Source organism: Lysinibacillus composti, from assembly GCF_016908465.1.
GTDB lineage: Bacteria > Bacillota > Bacilli > Bacillales_A > Planococcaceae > Ureibacillus > Ureibacillus composti_A.
Window position 1 is genome coordinate 84,735 of sequence record NZ_JAFBDY010000003.1, and the last position, 23,442, is coordinate 108,176.

Annotated in this window: 20 protein-coding genes and 1 other annotated feature; of the genes, 9 read left to right on the forward strand and 11 right to left on the reverse strand. The window is 34.9% G+C overall.

Annotation, left to right across the window (positions count from 1 at the left end; genetic code table 11):
- Nucleotides 1–34: 34 nt before the first annotated feature.
- The gene (locus JOD29_RS05685) at nucleotides 35–427 is read right to left on the reverse strand and encodes a UPF0738 family protein (protein ID WP_124763674.1); all 393 of its coding nucleotides are present in this window, start codon (nucleotides 425–427) and stop codon (nucleotides 35–37) included.
- Nucleotides 428–514: 87 nt separating this feature from the next.
- Here JOD29_RS05685 and JOD29_RS05690 point away from each other — a divergent pair, with 87 nt between their 5' ends.
- The 4 genes from JOD29_RS05690 (at nucleotide 515) to JOD29_RS05705 (ending at nucleotide 3,397) form a co-directional block, all read left to right on the forward strand.
- Nucleotides 515–1,099: a CYTH domain-containing protein gene (locus tag JOD29_RS05690; protein ID WP_124763675.1), complete on the forward strand. Its 585-nt coding sequence runs from the start codon at nucleotides 515–517 to the stop codon at nucleotides 1,097–1,099.
- Between the two features lie 21 nt (nucleotides 1,100–1,120).
- Nucleotides 1,121–1,882: a lytic transglycosylase domain-containing protein gene (locus JOD29_RS05695; protein WP_158610531.1), complete on the forward strand. Its 762-nt coding sequence runs from the start codon at nucleotides 1,121–1,123 to the stop codon at nucleotides 1,880–1,882.
- Between the two features lie 310 nt (nucleotides 1,883–2,192).
- Nucleotides 2,193–2,594, forward strand: coding sequence for a globin domain-containing protein (locus tag JOD29_RS05700; protein ID WP_124763677.1), 402 nt, complete (start codon nucleotides 2,193–2,195; stop codon nucleotides 2,592–2,594).
- On the forward strand, nucleotides 2,591–3,397 hold the full coding sequence (locus JOD29_RS05705) for a DsbA family protein (protein WP_124763678.1): 807 nt from the start codon (nucleotides 2,591–2,593) through the stop codon (nucleotides 3,395–3,397). The genes JOD29_RS05700 and JOD29_RS05705 overlap by 4 nt, the downstream gene beginning before the upstream one ends.
- Nucleotides 3,398–4,231: 834 nt before the next feature.
- Here the strand turns inward: JOD29_RS05705 and pepF are convergent.
- From pepF to spxA, 4 genes are all read right to left on the reverse strand, one after another.
- Nucleotides 4,232–6,040, reverse strand: coding sequence for an oligoendopeptidase F (gene pepF / locus JOD29_RS05710; RefSeq protein WP_124763679.1), 1,809 nt, complete (start codon nucleotides 6,038–6,040; stop codon nucleotides 4,232–4,234).
- A 52-nt stretch (nucleotides 6,041–6,092) separates the two neighbouring features.
- Entirely contained in the window at nucleotides 6,093–7,232 is a 1,140-nt protein-coding gene (locus tag JOD29_RS05715) for a competence protein CoiA (protein WP_124763680.1), read from the reverse strand.
- 161 nt (nucleotides 7,233–7,393) lie between these two features.
- Nucleotides 7,394–8,044: an adaptor protein MecA gene (mecA, locus tag JOD29_RS05720; RefSeq protein WP_124763681.1), complete on the reverse strand. Its 651-nt coding sequence runs from the start codon at nucleotides 8,042–8,044 to the stop codon at nucleotides 7,394–7,396.
- Nucleotides 8,045–8,531: 487 nt separating this feature from the next.
- Entirely contained in the window at nucleotides 8,532–8,927 is a 396-nt protein-coding gene (gene spxA / locus JOD29_RS05725) for a transcriptional regulator SpxA (RefSeq protein WP_192894198.1), read from the reverse strand.
- Between the two features lie 510 nt (nucleotides 8,928–9,437).
- Nucleotides 9,438–9,652, forward strand: a binding site (T-box leader).
- Nucleotides 9,653–9,720: 68 nt separating this feature from the next.
- Here spxA and trpS point away from each other — a divergent pair.
- On the forward strand, nucleotides 9,721–10,710 hold the full coding sequence (trpS, locus tag JOD29_RS05730; RefSeq protein ID WP_124763683.1) for a tryptophan--tRNA ligase: 990 nt from the start codon (nucleotides 9,721–9,723) through the stop codon (nucleotides 10,708–10,710).
- A gap of 489 nt (nucleotides 10,711–11,199) precedes the next feature.
- Here trpS and fabF read toward each other — a convergent pair whose 3' ends face one another.
- Both fabF and JOD29_RS05740 read right to left on the reverse strand, forming a co-directional pair.
- Complete coding sequence (gene fabF / locus JOD29_RS05735; protein ID WP_124763684.1) at nucleotides 11,200–12,438, reverse strand: beta-ketoacyl-ACP synthase II; 1,239 nt, start codon at nucleotides 12,436–12,438, stop codon at nucleotides 11,200–11,202.
- A 61-nt stretch (nucleotides 12,439–12,499) separates the two neighbouring features.
- Nucleotides 12,500–13,438, reverse strand: a complete 939-nt coding sequence (locus JOD29_RS05740; protein WP_124763685.1) for a beta-ketoacyl-ACP synthase III — start codon at nucleotides 13,436–13,438, stop codon at nucleotides 12,500–12,502.
- A 208-nt stretch (nucleotides 13,439–13,646) separates the two neighbouring features.
- On the opposite strand from JOD29_RS05740, the gene JOD29_RS05745 reads away from it, so the two are divergent.
- Entirely contained in the window at nucleotides 13,647–13,838 is a 192-nt protein-coding gene (locus tag JOD29_RS05745; RefSeq protein WP_124763686.1) for a YjzD family protein, read from the forward strand.
- 321 nt (nucleotides 13,839–14,159) lie between these two features.
- Here the strand turns inward: JOD29_RS05745 and JOD29_RS05750 are convergent, their stop codons facing one another.
- Entirely contained in the window at nucleotides 14,160–16,292 is a 2,133-nt protein-coding gene (locus tag JOD29_RS05750; RefSeq protein WP_124763687.1) for an ATP-dependent Clp protease ATP-binding subunit, read from the reverse strand.
- Between the two features lie 572 nt (nucleotides 16,293–16,864).
- On the opposite strand from JOD29_RS05750, the gene JOD29_RS05755 reads away from it, so the two are divergent.
- Nucleotides 16,865–17,560, forward strand: coding sequence for a Crp/Fnr family transcriptional regulator (locus tag JOD29_RS05755; protein WP_239585583.1), 696 nt, complete (start codon nucleotides 16,865–16,867; stop codon nucleotides 17,558–17,560).
- 689 nt (nucleotides 17,561–18,249) lie between these two features.
- Here JOD29_RS05755 and JOD29_RS05760 read toward each other — a convergent pair.
- A complete protein-coding gene (locus JOD29_RS05760; protein WP_124763786.1) occupies nucleotides 18,250–18,558 on the reverse strand; it encodes a metal-sulfur cluster assembly factor in 309 nt (102 codons plus the stop codon).
- Nucleotides 18,559–18,598: 40 nt separating this feature from the next.
- Nucleotides 18,599–19,378, reverse strand: a complete 780-nt coding sequence (locus tag JOD29_RS05765) for a prolyl oligopeptidase family serine peptidase (protein ID WP_124763688.1) — start codon at nucleotides 19,376–19,378, stop codon at nucleotides 18,599–18,601.
- 119 nt (nucleotides 19,379–19,497) lie between these two features.
- On the opposite strand from JOD29_RS05765, the gene JOD29_RS05770 reads away from it, so the two are divergent.
- Complete coding sequence (locus JOD29_RS05770) at nucleotides 19,498–20,307, forward strand: Cof-type HAD-IIB family hydrolase (RefSeq protein WP_124763689.1); 810 nt, start codon at nucleotides 19,498–19,500, stop codon at nucleotides 20,305–20,307.
- Between the two features lie 272 nt (nucleotides 20,308–20,579).
- Nucleotides 20,580–21,446 carry a DegV family protein gene (locus tag JOD29_RS05775; RefSeq protein WP_124763690.1) on the forward strand — a complete coding sequence of 289 codons (867 nt, stop codon included), beginning with the start codon at nucleotides 20,580–20,582 and terminating at the stop codon, nucleotides 21,444–21,446.
- 57 nt (nucleotides 21,447–21,503) lie between these two features.
- On the opposite strand, the gene JOD29_RS05780 is transcribed toward JOD29_RS05775, so the two are convergent.
- Complete coding sequence (locus tag JOD29_RS05780) at nucleotides 21,504–23,321, reverse strand: oligopeptide ABC transporter substrate-binding protein (protein WP_124763691.1); 1,818 nt, start codon at nucleotides 23,319–23,321, stop codon at nucleotides 21,504–21,506.
- Between the last annotated feature and the right edge of the window lie 121 nt (nucleotides 23,322–23,442).

A 23,442-nucleotide genomic window follows, 5' to 3' on the forward strand; every position in this document is an offset into this window, starting at 1 on the left:
GCACCTAAATTAGTAATCGTTTTTTAACAAACCACTAAATTGTATCATTTTGTAATATTACTTGAAACTCATTTTCTACTGCTGTAACAAATAAACTTCCATAATTGTCATTTCCCTCAATATTAAAAATAAGCATTTGTAATTCATCATTAAAATTCACTAATTCTTTTCTTTCATTACCTATCACTATATAAGGTGTTAACTCGTGTTGTAATAATTGAACTAGTGATGACCAAATGGACTGTGGGAAACTTAAATAGCTAAATTCATTTCCTTCTTCAACGAGATAAATAAATGATAATTGATCTGAATCAGCAATTACTTGACCAGCAGGAGTTATTTGTATTGCTGCTCCATTTTCGTTTAAACTAAAGTGTAATTCATTATGTAAAATTTCAAATTGCTCAACTGTATAAATGTTTCGCATATGTATACATCCCTTCAAAAACATTCTTTTTTTATATTTTAACATAGACAAATAGTTGATGCGAAAGAGAAAAGGTAGGTTAAAAATATGTCACAAGAAATCGAAATTGAGTTTAAAAATAATTTAACAAAAAAACAATATGAAGAACTATTGTCGTCCTTCCATATTGCCGATGAAATGATACTTCGTCAAACAAATCATTACTTTGATACACCAACTTGGCATTTGAAAAATCAGGCAAGTGGACTTCGCATTCGAGAAACAAAAGAAAAAATTGTTTGTACTTTAAAAGAAAAAACATCTAAACATACACATTTAGAGACGACTGATGTTCTGACAAAAGAACAGGCAGACTCCATGTTAAATGGAAATGCATTCCTTGCTCCAACTGTGAAAGAAAAACTTATACAAATAAAAGTACCGATTGATCAATTAGCAGTTTTTGGCTCACTAACTACTGACCGAGTTGAAATACCTTACATGGGCGGGACACTTGTTTTTGATCATTCTTTTTATTTAAACCGTGATGATTATGAGGTAGAATATGAAGCAAACGATGAAAAAATAGGCGCTCAAATTTTTGAAGAATTTCTTAAAAAATTTAATATTGAAAAACAGATTGCCGATAAAAAGATTGCACGTTTTATGCAAGCTCTCAATGCAGAAAGGTAGATTAATGTGAATATTTCTTCGATGAAAACTTTGCTTGAAATTCAAGCTTTACAGTCGATTGGAACATCAAAATCAATAGACGTTAATCAAAACGACTCCCTTTTCACTGATATGTTAGATGAAATTATGTCACAATCAACGTCATCATTAACAAATAATATTTCTAATTTACTTGGAAGCTATTCATCTAGTAATGTTCAATCCTTATTGTCTGATTCTAGTAGCTCTAACAATTTAAGTAATATGTATTTATCATCTATGCAATTAAACAATAATTCAACCTACGTTCCTTCAGCATTTTATAATCTGCTAATGCAAACAGATTTATCCAGTAATTCTGTTATGAATAATCACCATAATAAAGATTATACAAATGAAACCGGATACCAAAATGTTTTAGCAGGGGCAAGTAGTTTTACCGATATTATTAAAGAAGCTGCCAATAAATACGGTGTTCCAGAAAAGTTAATTGCCTCAGTCATTAAACAAGAATCTAACTTCAATTCATCTGCTGTCAGTGCTGCAGGTGCAACCGGTCTAATGCAATTGATGCCTGGTACTGCAAACTATTTAGGTGTTAAAAATTCGTATGACCCTAAGCAAAACATTATGGGTGGTACAAAATATTTACGACAAATGCTTGACCAGTTTGATCAAAATATGGAGCTAGCTTTAGCAGCATATAATGCCGGACCTGGCAATGTTACTAAATATGGCGGCATTCCACCTTTCCAAGAAACAAGGAATTATGTTGCTAAAGTGATGAACTATTATCAAGCATGATGTAAGCAACATCTAATCAGTATTTAATTTAAGCTTTAAAAGGAAATTACTAATAAGTGTTAAAACTACCATTGATACATATATATGTTATGTTAAACCGTTCTTTTACTCATCACTCTTTGACGTAAGTGGCTTTGCTTTGTTTAGTAAAGGGCCTTTATTCAAAAGGATAGATACGATTTGTTTGAGAAATAAGTAATTCGTTGATAAAATGATTTATAACACTAAGACAATAGTTTGATGTTCATAGTGTTATATACGCAATTTTCATTAAAAGAATACTGCTTCTAAGCAAAAAGGAGTTACACCTATGAATCGAAAATATACGATTCCTTACGAGGAACTTGGTGCTGAAAAACTTGCAGAGCTCCTTCGCGCTTTCTATAAGCGAGTTGCGAAGCATCCAAAGTTACGTCCAATCTTTCCAGAAGATTTGACTGAAACATTAAGAAAACAAATCCAATTTCAGACCCAGTTTTTAGGTGGGCCAAACTTATATACAGAAGAACACGGTCATCCGATGATGAGAGCACGTCATATGCCATTTAAAATTACACCTGAGCGTGCACAAGCATGGTTAGAATGCATGAGTGAAGCGATGGATGAAGTGGAGCTTGATGGGAAATTTAGAGAAATTTACTACCAGCGTCTTGTGATGACAGCTCAACATATGATTAATTCCCCAGATGAAGATGAGGAGGGATTCGAGTGAATAATGTCCAATTATTATCAAAACCTGCCGCACCTTCAAGTACTTCGAAGCCAATAGAACTCTATGTTTTTCTTGATCCGCTTTGCAGAGATACTTTAAAAATGCAATCAATCTTACGAAAACTACAAGTTCAATATGATCATTATTTTACTTGGCGTTATGTATTAGGTACTAAACTTGCGTCACTGAATAGCTTAAGTAGACGTACAAAAGGTTGCCTCTCGGGGGCTGAATTGGATATTACACATCCCGCACTACCATCTATTGCTATTAAAGCTGCGGAACTACAAGGAAAAAAAGCCGCTGCGCGATATTTATTGAAACTACAAGAACATGCGTTTTTAAACACGAAAGATGTTACTTCCTATTCAGCTTTAATTCAAATTGCTCAAGAAGCGAATCTTGACGTTTGTGAATTTAAATCGGATTTTGGTTCAAAAGAGGCAGCCCGCGCATTCCAATGTGACTTATACATTACTCGTGAAATGGAAGTTGACGAATTACCAAGCATAGTTTTCTTTAATGAATGCATTGAAGATGAAGGATTAAAAGTTAGCGGAACTTACTCCTATGATGTTTATGTACGTATTTTAGAAGAAATGTTAAATGAGGAGCTTGAATGTCAGCCGGTTCCTTCATACGATAAACTCTTCCAGCGTTATAGGGTTTTAACTACAAAAGAAGTTGCTGAAATCTATTCAATCTCAGAACAAGAAGCTGAGCGTGAATTAAAGAAAAGAATGCTTCAACAAAAGATTGAACGTTTATGTAATAATGATCTTACGCTCTGGCGATTAAAATAATTTTTTAAATATGGACTAATATAAATCTATTAATATAATAAGAAGAACATCATCTCGACTAAGCTAAAACAAAGTCTACGCCACTTCCTACTCTTGCGAATACACGTCGCAAATAAGCATTTGTGGCAACGATTTGTGACTTAGCACGAGATGATGTTTTTTTTACACGGATATATCATAATCGTCAAACATTCTGTCATCCAAAAGTGCCCATCTGCGAAGCATGCAGATTGGGTACTTTTTTAATAATAAAATTTTTTCACAAAAATAAAAGAGGTGCCTAATTATAGGCACCTCTTTACACAAAGGGGATGGGAGAAATGTTCACGTTCAAACAAAGGGGTGTATGTTTGTTATGTGATTTATTTCACGTATTTAATATAACATAGAATAATAGTGTATACAATGAAACGACAATTCTTTCACAAATTCGTCAAATAGTAAGCGTTTACACTTAAAAAGCATTAAAAAATTGAAGATTCTTGTCGTTTTTGCACTTTTTACTGTCGCTTAACCGTCGTTAATATTACGCAGAATTTTATTAAAATAATGCTTTTTAATCGGCTGATGAATATAGCATTTTGCAAAGATTCACTGTATGATTATGTAAATTTTATTTGGAGTCTTATGTCCTAAATGTTTTTGATGAATCTGAAAATTATTATACTTGGATATGTTTTTGTGTAGTGGCAATTGAAAATGAACATTTACACTAGTTATGTTGAAGTTGGGATTATAAGACACAAATATTCCGGATTTTAAAATTCATTACTTTTAGACAATACGGAAAAAAAAGAAGGGCACTCTCTTTGCTGAGTTGCCCTCCCCTACTCTTTATTTCTTCAATAGTAATTTTTCAAGTTCGTTTAGTTTTTCTTCAAATACTTTACATGCTTCTGCAATCGGGGCTGGGGATTCCATATCAACTCCAGCAGCACGAAGTACGTCAATTGGGAAATCAGAGCAACCTGCTTTTAAGAAGTTGTTAATATAACGGTCAACTGCTGGTTTTCCTTCTTCTAGAATTTGCTTACTTAAAGCAGTAGCAGCACTTTGTCCTGTTGCATATTGGTAAACATAATAATTATAGTAGAAGTGCGGAATACGCGCCCATTCTAACCCAATTTCTTCATCTACCGTCATAGCTTCACCAAAATACTGTTTATTTAAATCATAGTAAACTTCTGTTAAACGTTCTGCAGTAAGCGCTTCTCCATTACGGTCCATTTCATGCGCGATATGCTCAAACTCAGCAAACATTGTTTGACGGAATACCGTACTACGGAAATCGTCTAACCAATGATTTAATAAGTATATTTTTTGTTGCGGATCTTCCGTTGTTTTTAACAAGTAATCAAATAACAACTCTTCATTACATGTTGATGCAACTTCCGCTACGAAAATCGAATAGCTTGCGTATGGATAAGGCTGGTTTTGTCTTGTATAGTAACTATGCATACTATGGCCAAATTCATGAACAAGAGTAAATAAGTTATTTAAATTGTCTTGCCAGTTCATTAAAACATATGGATTTGTGCCATACGCACCTGAAGAATAGGCGCCACTTCGTTTACCTTTGTTCTCCAACACATCTACCCAACGACTCTCTAAACCTTTTTGTACAATTGATTGATACTCCTTGCCAAGAGGCTCGAAGCTTTTCACCATGATATCCTTAGCCTTTTCGTATGGCATGTCTATTTTTACTTCTTTCACGAGTGGCGTAAACAAATCATACATATGAAGTTCTTCAACACCTAATACTTCTTTTCTTAGTGCCACATATCGATGTAAAGCAGGTAAATACTCATGGATTGTTGAGATCAATTGATCGTAAACTTTCTCAGGAATATTATTATTACTCATCGCAGATTGACGTGCAGAATCATACTTACGAATACGTGCACGTACATTATGCCCCTTAATATTCCCAGCTAAAGTTGTTGCAAATGTATTCTTGAATTTACCGTAAGTGTCATACATAGCTTTAAAAGCATCTCTACGAACTTCTCTATTATCGCTTTCTAAAAATGTTACATAATTCCCATGAGTTAACTCAATCTCTTCACCCTTATCATTTTTGACAAGCGGAAATTCTAAGTCAGCATTATTTAATGCACTAAACGTATTTCCTGAAGCTCCTGTCACCTCCGAAAATTGTGCAAGTAATTCTTCTTTATCAGCTGTTAAAACGTGAGGACGCTGTAAATTTAACTCTTTTAACATTTGAGTGTATAGTTGAAGCGGTTTATATTCGACTAAGTACTTCTGGATTGTCTCTTCTTTAATGGATAGAATCTCAGGTGTAATATATGATAAGGCCGTACTTAATTTAGCTGCTAACGAACGCACACGGCCATCCATTCCTTGATATTTACTATTTGTTGTATCTTGGTCATGCTTTAAATGACTGTAAACATATAACTTCCCAAAACGTTCGGATAGTTGATCATTAAATTGTAAAGTATTGTATAGTTGCTCTGCACCTTCATTTAACTTTCCTTTATATTTTTCAGCTTCTGGCAGTAATCCTTCAATTGCTTTAAATTCTTCTTCCCATGCTTCATCGGATGAAAAAATACTTTCTAAATTCCACGTTAACTCTACTGGTACTTCATCACGTGTTAATACTTTTTTAGCCATTCTCTATGCCTCCGATACAATATGTTTCGTTATTCAAATCACATATATTTTCTCAATTCCTCCAATTATTTGCAAGAAATTGGTTGTACAACTGATCTACTAAATGTTCCGTTACTATGGAGCTATTAACGCTTTCAACCTTTAATACTTGGAGAAGAAGACAATACTCTTTCAGCAGCTTAATCACTTCTGTGGTTTCCTTAAGGTTCGTCCATTGTAAAAAGTAACGAATGAAGTCCTCATTGATCATTGAAATCGGAACCTCATTAAGATGCACGAAATATAATAATGTAGCCTGCCATTCTACACTAAATATTTTCAATACTCTATTCCATTTCAATGGCACACCAATGAATTTCGGTAATGCGTTAGTGCTTAAGCGTAACTCGTAAATGCTTCTTAAGAAAAGATCATTTACCCCTTTTCTACTCAAGAGTACTCGGGATCGCAAATAATTTGCTTTTAGGTCATCATATGCTCTCAAATATTGATTAAATTCATTTTTCGTTATGAGCTTAGGTAAATAAAACGGAAAGTGTTGGTTTGCTATTTTCAATGCTTGTACTTTTGTTAAATATGAGTTACCCGAAACATGAAGTAAATTTGAAAGATAATAAAATTCTTGTTTTCGAGGATGATACGTTATTAAAAATTGTTGGTTGCGATTTGAAAGAATAAATTGTTGAAGATTTTTATTAATTGAAAGTTTATGAATACCGTTTTTCCAGTTCATATTACTAGGGGTTTGTGGAATCCAGATTGGTTTAATCTTTTCACTATGGTAGCCTTTATTTCTTTCATTTAACCTCTCAGATGTAATGGAACTACATTGAAATTCAATCGCAAACCGCGTTCCATCATGAATTGTTACTAAAAGATCTGGTCGCTGCTTTAAATTTGATAAATATGGTTCTAGCTCAACGTTAAATTGATAGGCTTGAAAGAATTCATATAATTGTTCTTTTCCAAGTAAATGTTGTTCTGACTCTCCATCAGAAAAGTGATGATCACAGTTATTATTTGATAAATGTGCAAAGTGGGGAATTTTTATGGTACCAATTTTAAACTGAAGTCGTTCTTTACATTGTGGACAATAAAAAATAGATGTTTGTCGAAGTTGTTTTAAGTATTCCTGTGGCATGCTTGTCTTTAAAACAAAACGCTCATTTTGATCTGTTAAAGCGACAAGCATATCTTCCCTCCTTTAGTTCAATTCTACTGATGAACGATTTACGATACAACACTTTCTTGGTAAAAAGCGGAAAGTTTTATTTTGAACATAAAAAAATGTAGATAAAGCTAAGATCAGCCTCATCTACATTTTGATAGTGATAATTTATGAATACGCTATGTTTATGCAAAATATTGAATAATTGTTTCAAAGCAATCTTCTTGCATGATTGTTTCTCCATACTCTTCTAAGCGGAAAATCGTCATTTTTGAACTACTTAAATATTCATTGACAATGGAACGAATATTTTGGCGAATCCCTTTGTCCTCAATTTCTGTAAAGTCAATTGCAACATAGTAATAATTTTCATATTTAAATAATGAAGATTTTACTCCCGACTCCACTACTCTTTTCGCAACAGGAATGAGTTCATCTATGTCTTTAAATTTATAAGCAGAAATATTTGAAATTCTTTGATGTTCAATGCCACCTTCATCATCAAAAGAATCAAAAATCGATTCATCAAATTTATCATCTGATGCTTCCCGATGTTCGTCGAAACTGGAAAGCAAATTTGACTCGGTATCGGCGTTTAAATTTGCACGAGTAACGATGACTTCAAGCCCATGTTCTGACGCATTTACATGTATCCAAATTGGACCATCTAGATCAAAGTAATCTTCTGTGTTTATTTCACCAATCATATCCCAGAACAATTCTTCCCCTTTTGCTCTGTTATACCATATTTCCTCACGATTATAACCGCGCGCCTCAATATCACGATAAGTAATAAAGAGTTTTAGTGTATTTTCGTTGACGCGTTCGATGTCCATTAGACTTCAACTCCCTTCACAAGTCATTCGTTGAAAAACCCGAAAGCGTTATTAGTATGTTTGGATTGAAAAGTTTTATTTAACAAATTACTTTTATTGTTCCAATCATACCGGAAGAATGCTAACAGTTTTAATTATAATTTATGCTGCATTCTATAACTCTATTGTATGATGTTCCTATATAAAATGAAAAGAAAAAAACTTCAGCAAATGAAATTATTTGAATATTCAAGATTGTAGATGACATCTCATATGAAATCAAGTCCATTTTTTACTATATTGCTAATGTAGGATTGGAAAAAAATTCATTATTACTTTTTTATTAACTCGATAATGATTACGCAAAATAATATTGTTGACAATTATAACAGTTGAACATATGGACATCATCCTAGATCAATAGAAAACAGATTAATAAAAAAGCGATAAAATCCAATATACTTGGATTTTATCGTCAATTACTCAAAATTATTACTATTTATTCAAATTAATTTACCAAGCGTTGAGCTTCAAGTAGTTGAAACGCACGAACTTTACGCGGTAAGAAACGGCGAATCTCATCTTCATTATATCCTACTTGTAAACGTTTTTCGTCTAAAATGATTGGTCTACGAAGTAAACCAGGATATTCTTGAATTAATTCATATAATTCTTGTAATGGTAAACTTTCTACATCTACGTTCAACTTTTGGAAGATTTTTGAGCGAGTTGAAATAATTTCATCTGTTCCGTCTTCTGTCATTCGTAGAATTTCTTTTATTTCACTAATTGTTAATGGCTCTGAAAATATATTACGTTCTCTATATTGAATTTCATGTTCTTCTAGCCAAGCTTTCGCTTTTCTACATGAGGTACAACTTGGTGAAGTAAATAATGTTACAATCATTACTACACTTCCTTTCATTAGTTCTATCTATTTTCAATCACTTATTAGTTTAGAATTAATTTAATTAATACTACTTTTTCATTATACAACAATATTTTTCATTTGAATATAGCTTGACAATAAAAAGACACTTATTTATTAACATATATATTACGATATATTCTGCTTTAAGTAAGTATTTCGTACGTTATGATGCATCTTAATTCACATATCCTCCTTCTTTATCGGGTCAAAATGCAAATTATCGCTCAATTAATTCTCAATTAGATAATATTAATCGAGAAGAAATCACATTTTCTTGTTTTTTTCAACAAAATCATTTAAAATTTCTTTCATATTTCTACACTTTTTCTCTATCCAAAGTCATTATTACCCAATATTCATAGAATTCAATCACTAATATAAGAAAATATCGTTGCAATTGTTAAAATTATTATTTATAATTTCATCAATTGCGACTTAGAATGATTTAAGTTACTATTTTGAGGATGCTATCTATACATAAATTTAAAAACAATGACAAAGAATAGTACATTTGATTTTCGTGTTTAGAGAGTCTGTGGTTGGTGAAAACAGAAGACGAAACAGATGGAATGGACTTTCGAGTTGGCTTTGTGAAAACAAGTATTAAAGCCCGTTTTCTTTACGTTACGAAGAATTAAGTGGTCGATTTATTCGACAAGCTGGGTGGTACCGCGGATTCAACATCATTCGTCCCATTACGATTTATCGTATGGACGCATGATGTTTTTTATTTTCATATTGAAAATTTGAATGGAGGATTTAATCGATGAAAACGATTTTTTCTGGCGTACAGCCAACTGGTGTGATCACATTAGGAAATTATATCGGGGCATTTATGCAATTCCCAGCATTACAAGAAGAAGGAAAAGCAATTTATTGTATTGTTGACCAACATGCAATTACAGTTCCACAAGACCCTCAAGAGTTACGTCAAAACATCCGTACACTAGCTGCAACATATTTAGCTACAGGGATTGATCCTAAAAAGTCTACGTTGTTTATTCAATCTGAGGTTCCTGCTCATGCTCAAGCAGGTTGGATGCTACAATGTGTCGCAACAATCGGGGAATTAGAACGGATGACACAATTCAAAGATAAATCACATGGCAAAGAAACTGTTACAGCTGGATTATTAACTTACCCACCATTAATGGCAGGCGATATCCTTCTTTACAATACAGATATTGTTCCAGTTGGTGATGACCAAAAGCAGCATATTGAATTAACTCGTGACTTAGCAGAGCGTTTCAACAAACGTTACGGAGAAGTATTTGTTATCCCAGAAATTCAATTACCAAAAGCAGGCGCTCGTATTAAGTCATTACAAGAACCAACTAAGAAAATGAGTAAATCGGATTCAAATACAAAAGCCACAATTCGTTTTTTAGATACTCCAAAACAAATAGAAAAGAAAATTAAATCAGCTGTAACAGATTCAGATGGCTTTGTAGCATTTGATGAAGTAAACAAGCCTGGTGTTTCTAATTTATTAACAATTGAGTCAGCAGTAACAGGGATTGGAATTGATGCTCTTGTCCAAAAATATGATGGATTAGGTTACGGTGCATTTAAAGAAGGTGTTGCTACAAGTTTAATTGAACATTTAACACCTATTCAAGAGCGTTTTAATGACTTAATTAACTCAAATGAGCTAGACACAATTTTAGACGAAGGTGCAGAAAAAGCGAATGCCATTGCTTCTGAAACGATTAAGAGAATGGAGATCGCGATGGGATTAGGTCGAAAATCAAGATAAACAAGATTCCTAGTGACACAATCGCTAGATATAATTCTGTTGTGCCTAACATGTAATTTGCAACTGCTCTCCAGGAATAACCTAAAGTGCGGTAATTCAAATATAGAATTAAATTACTAATAGACACTACGCAAATACCATAACTGATCAAAAATACCATAAATCTAAAAATAGGCACCATCCTTTACTAACTAGATATTCAATTACTAAAATAAAAATGCCTTTAGCTATTAGCTAAAGGCATTTTAAATTATCGACAACATATTTCTAAAGTCTTTGACAAACTCTCAAAAAAAGAAGAAGGCGCTCGTACAGCCACAAACAACTAGACGACATAAGACGACACAATCGAGCATTGTCGGCACTAAGTCCTATCCATTAGAAGAACCGCCTTCAAGGTCGCTTTTTGACCTTATAGACGGTTCTGAAATGAACTAGATACTATTCTATTTAAGAAAAGTTATACGTTCCTATTTTTAGAATCTTATATTAGTCAACTTTTTTTAGTAATAAACTTGCATTATGGCCACCAAAACCTAGTGAGTTACTCATAGCATATTCAACATTTGCTTCGCGAGCAACGTTTGGAACATAATCTAGATCACATTCTGGATCTGGTGTTTCAAGATTGATTGTAGGTGGTAAAATACCTTCTTTTAAAGCTAAAGCAGTAAAGATTGTTTCAACTCCACCAGCTGCACCTAATAAATGTCCAGTCATGGATTTAGTAGAACTCATTGCTAGATTATAAGCATGCTCACCAAAGACAGATTTAACTGCCATTGTCTCAAATAAATCGTTATAAGGTGTACTTGTACCGTGTGCATTAATATAACCAACGTTAGTTGGATCAATGCCAGCGTCATCAATTGCCTGTTTAATTGCACGAGCAGCGCCTTCACCATTTGGACCTGGCGCAGTAATATGATAAGCATCACCAGTAGCTCCATAACCAATCACTTCAGCATAAATCTTTGCCCCACGAGCTTTTGCAAATTCATATTCTTCAAGAACTAGAATTCCAGCACCTTCAGCAATAACAAAACCATCACGTTCTTTATCAAACGGACGAGAAGCTGTATTAGCATCTGGATTTAATGATAATGCTGTACTTGAACAGAAACCAGCAACAGCCATGTTGACAATTGGTGCTTCTGCTCCACCAGTAATCATCGCATCAGCATCTCCACGTTGAATTACTTTAAATGCATCTCCAATTGAGTTTGTTCCTGATGCACATGCTGTTACTGAACATGAATTAATGCCTTTTGCTCCTAGATGAATTGAAACTTGTCCAGAAGCCATGTTTGGAATCATCATTGGAACGAAGAATGGACTTACACGACGAACACCACGTTCTTGGAATACTTCCATTTGTTTTTCATAAGTTTCCATTCCGCCAATACCAGATCCAATCCAAACACCTACTTTAGGTGCGATTTCATCTGTAATTGTTAAATCAGCATCTTTTACTGCCATTATAGAAGCTGCAAGAGCGTAGTGAGTGAAACGATCCATTTTACGAGCTTCTTTTCGATCAATATATTGCTCAATATCAAAATCTTTTACTTCTGCCGCTACTTTTGCAGGGAACTTTTCTGTATCAAGTCTAGTTAATGGACCTACGCCTGATTTACCTGCTTTGATTGCCGACCATGTTTCTTCAGCCGTATTTCCAAGTGGTGTTACCGCGCCAATACCTGTAATAACAACTCTTCTTTTCATCATTTTTACCCCCTAAAGGATTGCATATAATAATAATTTAATATATAAGCTTACACAAATCCAATTATTTACCCCACTTAATAACTGCAGCACCCCAAGTTAGGCCGCCACCAAAACCAACAAGAACAACAATATCATCGTCTTTAATTTTACCTTCATCTAATTCATCTTTTAAGGCAATACCAATTGATGCTGAAGATGTATTTCCATATTTATGAATTCTTTTTGATAACTTCTCTTCTGGTAATTCAAGACGTTCTCTTGACGCTTCCATAATTCGAATATTCGCTTGGTGTGGAACTAAAAAATCAACATCTTCTTTAGATAACCCTGCTTTTCCTAAAACCGATACTGCGGATTCACCCATTTGTCGAACAGCAAATTTGAATACTTCACGTCCATTCATACTAATTGCTTGTTCTTGATTTAGGTATAGATGTTTACCACCTGAACCATCAGCGCCCAATTCAAAGGCTAAAATTCCACGACCTTCAGATACTTGACCAATTACAGCTGCACATGCACCGTCACCGAATAAAACGGCTGTGTTACGATCTTCCCAATCTACAATTTTTGTAAGTTTTTCAGCTCCAACTACTAATACATATGGATAACTTCCACTTTCAACAAATTGTTTTGCTGTTGCAATGCCATAAATAAATCCAGAACAAGCAGCTGATACGTCCATAGCTGATGCCTTTGTTGCTCCAAGGCGTTCTTGAATTTGACATGCAACACTAGGGAATCCTTGATCAGGTGTTACTGTAGCAACAAGAATTAACCCAATTTGAGATGCTTCAATTCCAGAGTTTTCTATTGCTTGTTTTGCTGCTTCATAAGCTAAATCAGAAGTGTCTTCGTGATCTGCTGCAATTCTTCTTTCTTCTATTCCAGTACGTGTACGAATCCATTCATCATTCGTATCGATCATTTTCTCTAAATCAAAATTTGTTAAAACTTTCTCAGGAACGTATTTCCCTAAACCAATAATCCCTGCATTCATATTACTCCCCCTCTTTCTTATGACTAACATTTAGCACTTGGTCATAATTATAGCTCATAATAGGGGTTTAGACAACCGATTATTTTCCGTACATGTTTATTTCATATTTTCCATATTGTTAAATTAAACATCGTTATGGTATGATAATTAAGATGAAATTAGACAAACTACATATTAAATAATTATAAAGTTCGTTGAGGTGAAAACTATGCAATACATCATGTCATTTGTTTGGTCATTCCTATTGGTGTCAATGTTAACTTACGTTGTATCTTCAGTATTAGGTGCTCATTATGATTTTGCTACAGGTGCAATCATTTCGTTAATCTTTGCAGTTCTTGTATTAATCATTGCTGCAGTAATTCCAAACGGTCCATCTGATACAGCAGAACATCATTAATCTTGAAATGTAGATCCCGTTCTTCTTCATAGAAGGCCGGGATTTTTTATTGGTATAAATTGAACTTTAAAATGTAACAACATTTTTCTTGTGTATGTTTGAAGTGGAATTCACTTCGCTTTCCGCGGGCATGGCCTCAGGAGTCTACGTGAATTCCACTTCAAAAGATCGATAAATCAAATCATTGAAATTAACTTTTTTCAGTGACTTCACTTTGCGGCTTGTGTGCTTAGCCCGCTCTCTATATACTTTATTAGAACTTTTATTAGAACGTATCTATATAAATAAAACTGGCCCAATAAATGGACCAGTTTTATCTTCTTAATTTTTGGTTACGACTAATTCACCTTGTTCTAACTTCACTTCAATTGTCTCGCCTGGTAATACTTCACCTTTAAGCAACTCTTTAGCAACAGCAGTTTCTACATTACGTTGGATAAAACGTTTTAAAGGTCTAGCACCAAACTGAGGGTCAACTCCGTGTTCAACCACCCATTCCACAACGTCTTCATCTACAGTTAGTGTGACTTCTTGTTCAGCCACTCGTTTTTGTAGTTGCTCCATATACTTCCAAGTAATTGCATTAAAATGTTCAGAAGTTAACGCATGGAACATTATTATATCATCAACACGGTTCAATAATTCTGGTTTAAAATGTCCGCGTAGTTCTGTCATAACTAACTCTTCAACGTTTACTTGTTGTGATGGATCTGATTCAAGTAAATAATGTGAACCAATATTGGATGTCATGATAACTACTGAGTTTGTAAAGTTCACAAGTCGCCCTTGACTATCCGTAATACGTCCATCATCAAGTATTTGTAAAAGAATATTCGCAACGTCTGGGTGAGCTTTTTCGATTTCATCTAGTAATACAACAGAGTATGGGTTTCGGCGAACCGCCTCTGTCAATTGTCCCCCTTCTTCATAACCGACATATCCAGGAGGTGCACCTACTAGTCGAGAAACACTATGCTTTTCCATGTATTCACTCATATCAATTCGAATAAAATGTTCTTCCGAATCAAATAATTGAGCAGCCAGTGCTTTTGCAAGTTCAGTTTTCCCTACCCCAGTTGGACCTAAAAAGATGAATGACCCAATTGGACGGTTCGGATCTTTAATACCTGCCCGTGCACGCCATACCGATTCAGTTACAAGGCGGACAGCATCGTCCTGACCTACAACGCGTTCATGGAGTGTTTCTTTTAGCCGCAATAATTTTTCCCGTTCACCTTCAACAAGCTTCGTAACAGGAATACCTGTCCATCTCGAAACGATAGCAGCAATTTCATCTGCAGTTACTTCCTCTCGTAGAATTCTCGATTCAGAATCATTTTTCAATGTTTCCTCTAATTGAGCCAATTCCTTTTCTAAAGATGGAATTTTACCATGTCTTAATTCAGCTGCCTTATTTAAATCATATTTACTTTCCGCTTCTTCTAACTCTCTACGACTGCGGTCTAATTCTTCACGTTTTGCTTGAATCATTTGCAGTCCTTGTTTCTCAGATTCCCATTGGCTACGCATATTTTCTGTTGATTCTTTTAATGATTTTAATTCCTCACGTAACGTTTCGAGACGTTTTTTGCTAGCTTCATCAGTTTCTTTTGTTAACGCTTGTTCTTCAATTTCTAACTGCATAACACGTCTTGTTACAGCATCTAGTTCTTGCGGCATCGAATCTATTTCAGTACGAATCATTGCACAAGCTTCATCGATTAAATCAATGGCCTTATCCGGCAAGAAGCGATCTGTAATATAACGATTAGAAAGTTGTGATGCAGCAATGATGGCGCGGTCATGAATCCGAACCCCATGATGAAGTTCAAAGCGCTCTTTTAATCCGCGCAAAATTGAGACTGTATCTTCTATAGAAGGCTCACGAACCATAACTTGTTGGAATCGTCTTTCTAGTGCAGGGTCTTTTTCTATATACATTCGATATTCATCTAATGTCGTTGCACCGATACAGTGAAGTTCACCACGAGCGAGCATTGGTTTTAACATATTGCCAGCATCCATGGCACCATCTGTTTTCCCCGCACCCACGATCGTATGGATTTCGTCGATAAATAAAATGATACGGCCTTCTGATTCTTTTACTTCTTTTAACACACCTTTTAGTCGTTCTTCAAATTGTCCTCTGTAACTTGCACCCGCAATCAGTGCACTCATGTCGAGTTCATAAAGAATACAATCTTTCAAACCTTCTGGGACATCTTTACGTACAATACGCTGCGCTAATCCCTCGACAATTGCTGTCTTCCCAACGCCCGGTTCTCCAATTAATATTGGATTATTTTTTGTTTTTCTTGATAAAATACGAATGACATTTCGTATTTCTTCGTCGCGTCCAATGACAGGATCCATCTTCCCATTTTTTACTTCTTCAATTAAATTACGACCAAATTGTTCTAAAGGTCGACGAGTATCAGTCTGTTGAAATTGCATCAAAAACACTCCTTATCGATTAGAAAAGCGGAGAACGCCCGTTTAGCTTCGCGTCTGCGAAAACGCCACGTCCTGTGGCATCACAGACGTGACTCACATCCTGTGAGCCCCAACAACTGGCCGACAAAAATGCCACGTCGGTGGTGTGGCATTTTCGACACTAGCACATCCTTGTGCGTCGTAGGGACCGTCAAAAGGGTTTTGCGCCTGTCGTTCCACTTTCGGCGCAGAAAATTATGTGATTTAAACTGAAATCACATAATTTTTGCCCTTGAAGGCGGTTTCGAAGTTGTCGAGAAGCTGGCGTTTACAGCTAGACACTGTTAAAACTCCGAAAAACATCTATACTTTATAAATTGGCAACAATAATAGTTTGACCTTTTTTGACTAATTTGATTATAGATTTTTTTAGGAAGCAATGCAAAAAAATAATCCATAATTTTTCACATTTTCACTATGATTCATATGTTATTATTATCGTATAGCTGTGAGTTTTTTAACAAAAATTTGTGATTCTTTTCAAGAGGCAGACCCATTGCGAAGTTTCACTTTAAGGATGTGGTTTCTTGGTAATGATGGATAATAGACCAACAAATTTTTACCAGCTATTTAAAAATCATGGATTGTTAATGAAAGTTGAAAAAAATCATCATATTTATCACGAAGGCAAAAAGGCGAATGATTTGTATTTTATTCAATGTGGAATTGTCCAAATTAGTAAAGAAACAGAGAATGGGAAAGAACTTACCGTCCGAGTATGTAGTAAAGATAGTTTAATAGGTGAAACTGATCTGTTTCACCAATTTAATAAACAAAACCATACTACTTCCGCAAAAGCGCTATCCTATACAGAAGTACTAACGATTAGCAAACAATCTATAGAAATGTTTTTAACTGAACAACCAGCACTTATGATCGAATACTTAAAATTTCTTCAAAACGATAATTTAAAAAAGCAAAGTCAATTACGTGATTTATTAATGAATGGCAAAAAAGGTGCCATTATTTCCACACTTATTCGCTTAGCAAACACTTTTGGCGAAGAAGTGGAAGCGAATAAAATAAATATCAATTATCATGTAACTAATACAGAAATAGCGAATCTCTCTGCAACAACACGTGAAGCAGTAAATCGACTGTTAAATGAATTAAAAACACAAGAAATTATTTCACTGGATAAAGGTTCCATTACAATCAATGATTTTCAATTCCTAAAGGATGAAATTTGTTGTGAGGATTGTCCGATTTCAGTATGTAGAATCGATTAAAAACGAGGATGAATGAATCATCTTCGTTTTTTTATTTTTTTGGGGCAGTTGCTCTGAAAGAAGACTTTTATGTTCACGTTAGTAGATAGCGTTTCATTGATCTCAAGAAGACCTTTATTGTTGCTTGTATGAGGGAAGGTGGTCTTGATCACCTGATGAAGACCTTTTTCGATGTTGGTTTAATGAATAGTGGTTTTCATCGACCTGATGAAGACTCTTTTTGATGTTGGTTTGATGAAAAGTGGTTTTCATTGTCCTCATGAAGACCTTTTTTGATGTTGGTTTGATGAATAGTGGTCTTCATCGACCTGATGAAGACCTTTTTTGATGTTGGTTTGTTGAATAGTGGTCTTCATTGTCCTGATGAAAACCTTTTTTGATGTTGATTTGTTGAATAGTGGTCTTCAGCAACCTGATGAAGACCTTTTTTGATGTTGGTTTGTTGAATTGTGGTCTTCATGTCAGTGATGAACAGCTTTTCACTTGGGGTTTTATTCCGAAATCCTCTTCATCCCCTTATGAACGGGTTTTCCCCAATGATTCCATCTCAAAAACCTCTTCATTCCCCTTATGAACGGGGTTTTCCCCAATGATGCTACTTCGAAATCCGTTTCATCCTCCCTAATTTCTCAATGCCGTAACGGCAACAAAAAAACGCCACACTCATTGTGGCGCTCCATGTTTCTATATTAGCGAATGCCTAGTGCCATTTTTGCATAACGTGACATCATATCTTTATTCCATGATGGTTGCCATACAATATTAACATCAACATCTTTTACTTCCGGTAACTCTCCAAGAGCTGTTTTAATTTGATCCACGATGACTGGTCCAAGTGGGCATCCCATTGAAGTTAGTGTCATTGTAATTTTACAAGTACCTTCTTCATTTAAATCTACATCATATACTAAACCTAAGTTAACAATATCAATTCCTAACTCAGGGTCAATTACATTTTCTAAAGCACCTAAAATACTTTCTTTCATATCTTGATCCATTGCCATGTTTATTTCCCCTTTCCTAATAGTGTTAATTTTATCATAACGAAACTTTAACTGCCAAATGTTGAGCAAGCCAATCCGTAACGGCTAGTACACCATTTCGATTCACTTTATGTCCTTCACGTGGCTCTTCAATAAATTTTAGAGACTTTGGTGATTGTTCATAGTATGAACGAAGTTTTAGATAAAAATCATAAGTTGGTTGGAAAGGGACAACTTTATCTTTTTTACCATGATAAAAGAGTACTGGACGAGTGTTAAATGCTTTGGGCTCATTTGTAATATCGTATTCAGCTAAAGAGTGTTGAATTTGTTCTTTTTGCTGGCTTGTGATCGGTAATTTTATACCTTTCGCTTCGATCTGTTTCATTTGATAATCAGCTAATTCATTATATCCAGGTGCCCCCATACAAATCGCAGCTGTTCGAATCCAATCATACTTTTTCAAACAACCAGAAGTAACAATTCCACCCATAGACGTACCTGCAAGACCTATTTTATTTGAAGCTAGTAACCCTCTCGTTACAAGTTCTTCGTAAATTGTATTCACTTCTTTAATAGAAGATAAAACAATTTTCCAGAAATCTATGTTCATTTGCATTTCATTTAATCCTTTAGAACGCTCACCATGTAAGTAAGCATCAGGCATGATGACACGCATACCTTTTTTAACAAATTGGTATGCATAATGCAAATTATGTTCCTTTGCACTTAAAAAGCCATGTAAAAAAATCACGACAGGAGTGCTTTCATTCATTTTTTCATCAAAAACATGTATTAAAGGTATGTTGCGCCACATATCATCTTGAACAATCACTTTTATTACTCCTCCCTGAATAGCTTCCTTCATATTAACAAAAATTATATATAGTTACAAAATTTTGACGTATGGTTTCCTTAAAGTTAAAATCGATAGAAAGAAAGGAGAATTCCTTTATGGAACGACATTTAATAGTATTAGATTTGGATGGTACATTACTAACCGATCAGCAAACCATTTCTGAAAAAACAAAAAATACCCTTTTTAAAGCTAGAGAAGCAGGGCATCAAATTATGATTGCAACGGGTCGACCGTTTCGAGCAAGCCAACTTTATTACAATGAGTTAATGCTTACAACGCCAATTGTTAATTTTAACGGTGCACTTGTCCACCATCCTAAAAATAAGTCATGGCAAACTGTTCATACGCCTATTGATATGAGCGTTGTACACGATGTAGTAGATTCTGTTGATAAATATCAATATGAAAATTTAATTGCCGAAGTAATGGACGACGTATTTCTACATGTTGAAAACCAAACAATGATGGATATGTTTAATATGGGCGAACCACGAGTAACGATTGGCAACATTAAATCAACGTTAAATGAAGACCCTACCAGCCTATTAATCCATGCAGAAGAGGAAAAGGTAGCAATCATTCGAAAACATTTAGAAGATGTACACGCGGAAATGATTGAGCATCGTCGTTGGGGCGCACCTTTTCACATTGTTGAAATTGTTAAAAAAGGGTTAAATAAAGCAGTAGGAATTTCTCTTATTGCCAAAGAAATGAATATACCAAGAGAACGAATCATTGCGTTTGGTGATGAAGACAACGACTTGGAAATGATTGATTATGCAGGTATTGGTGTAGCGATGTCGAACGGAATCGATCAGCTAAAATCAATCGCAAACGCAGTCACTCTTAGCAATAATGAAGATGGAATTGCAGAACTTTTAATTGATAGATTAAAATTATCTTAATCAATTACGCTTTAGTGTAATTGTGTCCGGACTCAGAGCCGCGTTACATGTTGGTCACTCAGACATTGCCACAGAGGCTAACACGACGTTAGTCATTTCGCTGATGCAACAGGACGTTGAGTTTCCAGCAGTAAGTGGCGCTCTAGTCTGAGTTCAATTATTACAGTCAAGCTGAATGAAGATAAAAGAATAGTTGCTGTTTTCCCTACTATCATCAATGAAGAATGACTGAAAATGACAAATTCATTTTCTTTCAGGAGGAGGTCGCAAATATGAAACTATTTGCAGATAGTGGTAGTGATTTACCAAAAGAATTTTATGAACAACATAATATTGAACTATTTCCGTTAAGAGTACAGTTAAATGGAAATGAATATCAAGATGTAAAAGATATTAATTCAAAAGAAGTTTACGATGCTATGAGACAAGGTGTGACACCGAAAACTTCTCAAGTTTCTCCGGAAATTTTTTTAAATGCATTCGAAGAGTTGGCTAAAAATAAAGAAGAAGGGTTATACATTGCCTTCTCTTCTAATTTATCGGGTACTTACAATACGGCTGTCATGATTGCTACACAGTTACGCGAACAATATCCAGATTTTAAGTTAAACATTATTGATTCGAAGTGTGCCTCTCTTGGTTGTGGACTCCTAGTAAAGGAAGCTGCAACGTTACGTGATCAAGGGGTCGCATTCAATGAAGTTGTGACACGAGTTGACCAATTAGCAAAACATATGACTCACCTATTCACAGTTGAAAACTTAGACTATTTAGCTGCTGGTGGTCGTATTTCAAAATCCAGCGCCTTTATTGGTGGCCTTTTAAGTATTAAACCGATTTTACATGTGGAGGACGGCAGGCTCGTTCCGCTTGAAAAAATCAGAGGTCGCAAAAAAGCCATTAATCGAATTATTGAAATGATGGCAGAACGTGGTGGAGACTTTACAAATAAAATCGTTGGTATAAGCCATGGCGATGATTTAGCATTTGTACAAGATGTACAATCCTTAATTCAAGAAAAACTAAACCCAAAATCTATTGAGATTTCAATGGTTGGCTCAGTAATAGGAGCACACGCAGGTCCAGGAACAATTGCGATATTCTTTGCCGATAAAGATTATAAAGAAGTACTTTCATAAACCAACTGGTTCAGCATAAAATTAAAACCCTTGCACATCTGCAAGGGTTTTTTTCTATTATTTTGATGCAGCGATTGGTTCTTCTGCTACTAATTCGATTTCATGTAATTCTGTTCCTTCCCCATAGTTTACGTTGTAGTTTTTCACACGCTTGTTAACCGGGAAAATCTCGTAACGGAACTGCATTGGGATCGTTGTCGCAACTTCCTCTAGATGTTCTTGGAATGCACGGAATTGCTCCGCACGATATTTTGTATCAAAAGCTGCTGGTGAATCAATATTTTTAATGGCCGTTTCTAATTCTTCAGAAGTGTATCGACTGAAGTTGAATTCATCTGCTTTACCATATAACCCTGAAGGTGATGGGTTTGTCCCTGTACTCCACGCCCCCATAAAAATATCAATTTCTGGGTCATCCGCTTTCACTTTGTCGTAGAAAGAGTTGAACTCGATTAACCGACCAGTTGTTAAAGTAACATTCAAACCAACATCTTTCCAGTTCTGCAAGTAGTATGCCGTAATTTCTTCTGCTGTTTCGTCACTTGTCATGGAAGCTAATTTTATTTCTAATTTTTTACCCTTTGGATCTTCTCGTAATCCGTCACCATTTACGTCTTTATATCCCGCTTCATCCAATAAGGCTTTTGCTTTCTCCGGGTCATACGTATATCCTTTTAATTGATCATCATGAAATTCAGTAAATACTGGGGGAATTAAAGAATTAGCGCGGACACGTAAATTATTAAAGAACACTTCAGAAACTTGTTCGATATCTAAAGCATAGCCCATCGCTTGTCTTAACTTTTCGTTCCCCATCTTTGAATCTTCCAATTTTGTTACGACCGTATTATTCGCATAATCGTATTTCCCAACTTTAAATCCTAGATAAGAATAAAATAACTCTTGCCGACCTAATATTGTGATGTTATCGAGGTTTTCAATTTCAGGCATTTTAGTCGCATTAAAGCTTTGAACAATATCATATTCACCTGAAGCTATTGCTACAGAAATAGAACTTGATGGTACTACTTTTACTAGAACACCATCTAATTTTGGTTTACCTTTCCAGTAATAATTATTTTTCACATATTGAACAGATTCACCTGGCACTATTTTATCCACTTTAAATGGCCCAAGTGTCACCGGGTTTTTACGTACAGCATCGGATTGTATTAATTCATCGACAGGAATCTTTCCAATTTGATGACTTGGCGCTGCATATGTCCACAAGCCATCACCACCGTATGAAATGGCAGGTGATAATTGTTTAAAATGGATTTCTAAAGTTCTTTCGTCTATTTTTTTAATTCCTGAAATTGTATCAGCTTTCCCTGCATTGTACTCTTCTGCACCAATTATATTTTTAAATTCTGTATTAAAACGAACACCTCTATAATCTGGATGCCCAATGATTTCATAAGGTAAAATTAAGTCTTCAATTTTTAATGGCTTACCATCTGACCATCTAACACCGTCACGAATTTTGATTGTTACTTTATTATTTTCATGGTCAACTTTCATTGAAGCAATACCTTCATCTGTAATCATAAAGTTCTGATCGACCTCAAAAATTGAATTACTAGTCCAGCTCATTAAGTCGGAATCGTAACCATCTTCATAAAGCTCCCAGGAAAAGATTCCTTGAAAAGGTTCATCTTTCACCATGGCAACTTTAAGGACACCACCTTTAATTGGCTTACCATCATTTGTTACGGAAAGATCTAGTATAGCCTCAGCCTCTGAAGATTTTTTTTCAAAAGTGACAGGGGTAGTTTCTTGATTTTCTTTCGCTGTTTCTTTATCACTTGCACAAGCTGCTAAAAGTAGAAGTAATGTTAGCATTAACACTAATAAAGATAAGCTCTTTTTCTTCATTGACTTTCCTCCTTGTCTTGTATGTCCTGTACCAATATTGCAACTATATATAATTGAACATATTTACTTATTAATAAATATGATGGTACCAAAGAATAGCTGTGTCATTTTAAACGTCTTT

What these genes read in the sequence shown, in the direction of transcription:
- JOD29_RS05685 (WP_124763674.1), bottom strand. Translation starts at nt 427, where the DNA reads ATGCGAAACATTTATACAGTTGAGCAATTTGAAATTTTACATAATGAA.
- JOD29_RS05690 (WP_124763675.1), top strand. Translation starts at nt 515, where the DNA reads ATGTCACAAGAAATCGAAATTGAGTTTAAAAATAATTTAACAAAAAAA.
- JOD29_RS05695 (WP_158610531.1), top strand. Translation starts at nt 1,121, where the DNA reads ATGAAAACTTTGCTTGAAATTCAAGCTTTACAGTCGATTGGAACATCA.
- JOD29_RS05700 (WP_124763677.1), top strand. Translation starts at nt 2,193, where the DNA reads ATGAATCGAAAATATACGATTCCTTACGAGGAACTTGGTGCTGAAAAA.
- pepF (WP_124763679.1), bottom strand. Translation starts at nt 6,040, where the DNA reads ATGGCTAAAAAAGTATTAACACGTGATGAAGTACCAGTAGAGTTAACG.
- JOD29_RS05715 (WP_124763680.1), bottom strand. Translation starts at nt 7,232, where the DNA reads ATGCTTGTCGCTTTAACAGATCAAAATGAGCGTTTTGTTTTAAAGACA.
- mecA (WP_124763681.1), bottom strand. Translation starts at nt 8,044, where the DNA reads ATGGACATCGAACGCGTCAACGAAAATACACTAAAACTCTTTATTACT.
- trpS (WP_124763683.1), top strand. Translation starts at nt 9,721, where the DNA reads ATGAAAACGATTTTTTCTGGCGTACAGCCAACTGGTGTGATCACATTA.
- fabF (WP_124763684.1), bottom strand. Translation starts at nt 12,438, where the DNA reads ATGATGAAAAGAAGAGTTGTTATTACAGGTATTGGCGCGGTAACACCA.
- JOD29_RS05740 (WP_124763685.1), bottom strand. Translation starts at nt 13,438, where the DNA reads ATGAATGCAGGGATTATTGGTTTAGGGAAATACGTTCCTGAGAAAGTT.
- JOD29_RS05745 (WP_124763686.1), top strand. Translation starts at nt 13,647, where the DNA reads ATGCAATACATCATGTCATTTGTTTGGTCATTCCTATTGGTGTCAATG.
- JOD29_RS05750 (WP_124763687.1), bottom strand. Translation starts at nt 16,292, where the DNA reads ATGCAATTTCAACAGACTGATACTCGTCGACCTTTAGAACAATTTGGT.
- JOD29_RS05755 (WP_239585583.1), top strand. Translation starts at nt 16,865, where the DNA reads ATGATGGATAATAGACCAACAAATTTTTACCAGCTATTTAAAAATCAT.
- JOD29_RS05760 (WP_124763786.1), bottom strand. Translation starts at nt 18,558, where the DNA reads ATGGATCAAGATATGAAAGAAAGTATTTTAGGTGCTTTAGAAAATGTA.
- JOD29_RS05770 (WP_124763689.1), top strand. Translation starts at nt 19,498, where the DNA reads ATGGAACGACATTTAATAGTATTAGATTTGGATGGTACATTACTAACC.
- JOD29_RS05775 (WP_124763690.1), top strand. Translation starts at nt 20,580, where the DNA reads ATGAAACTATTTGCAGATAGTGGTAGTGATTTACCAAAAGAATTTTAT.
- JOD29_RS05780 (WP_124763691.1), bottom strand. Translation starts at nt 23,321, where the DNA reads ATGAAGAAAAAGAGCTTATCTTTATTAGTGTTAATGCTAACATTACTT.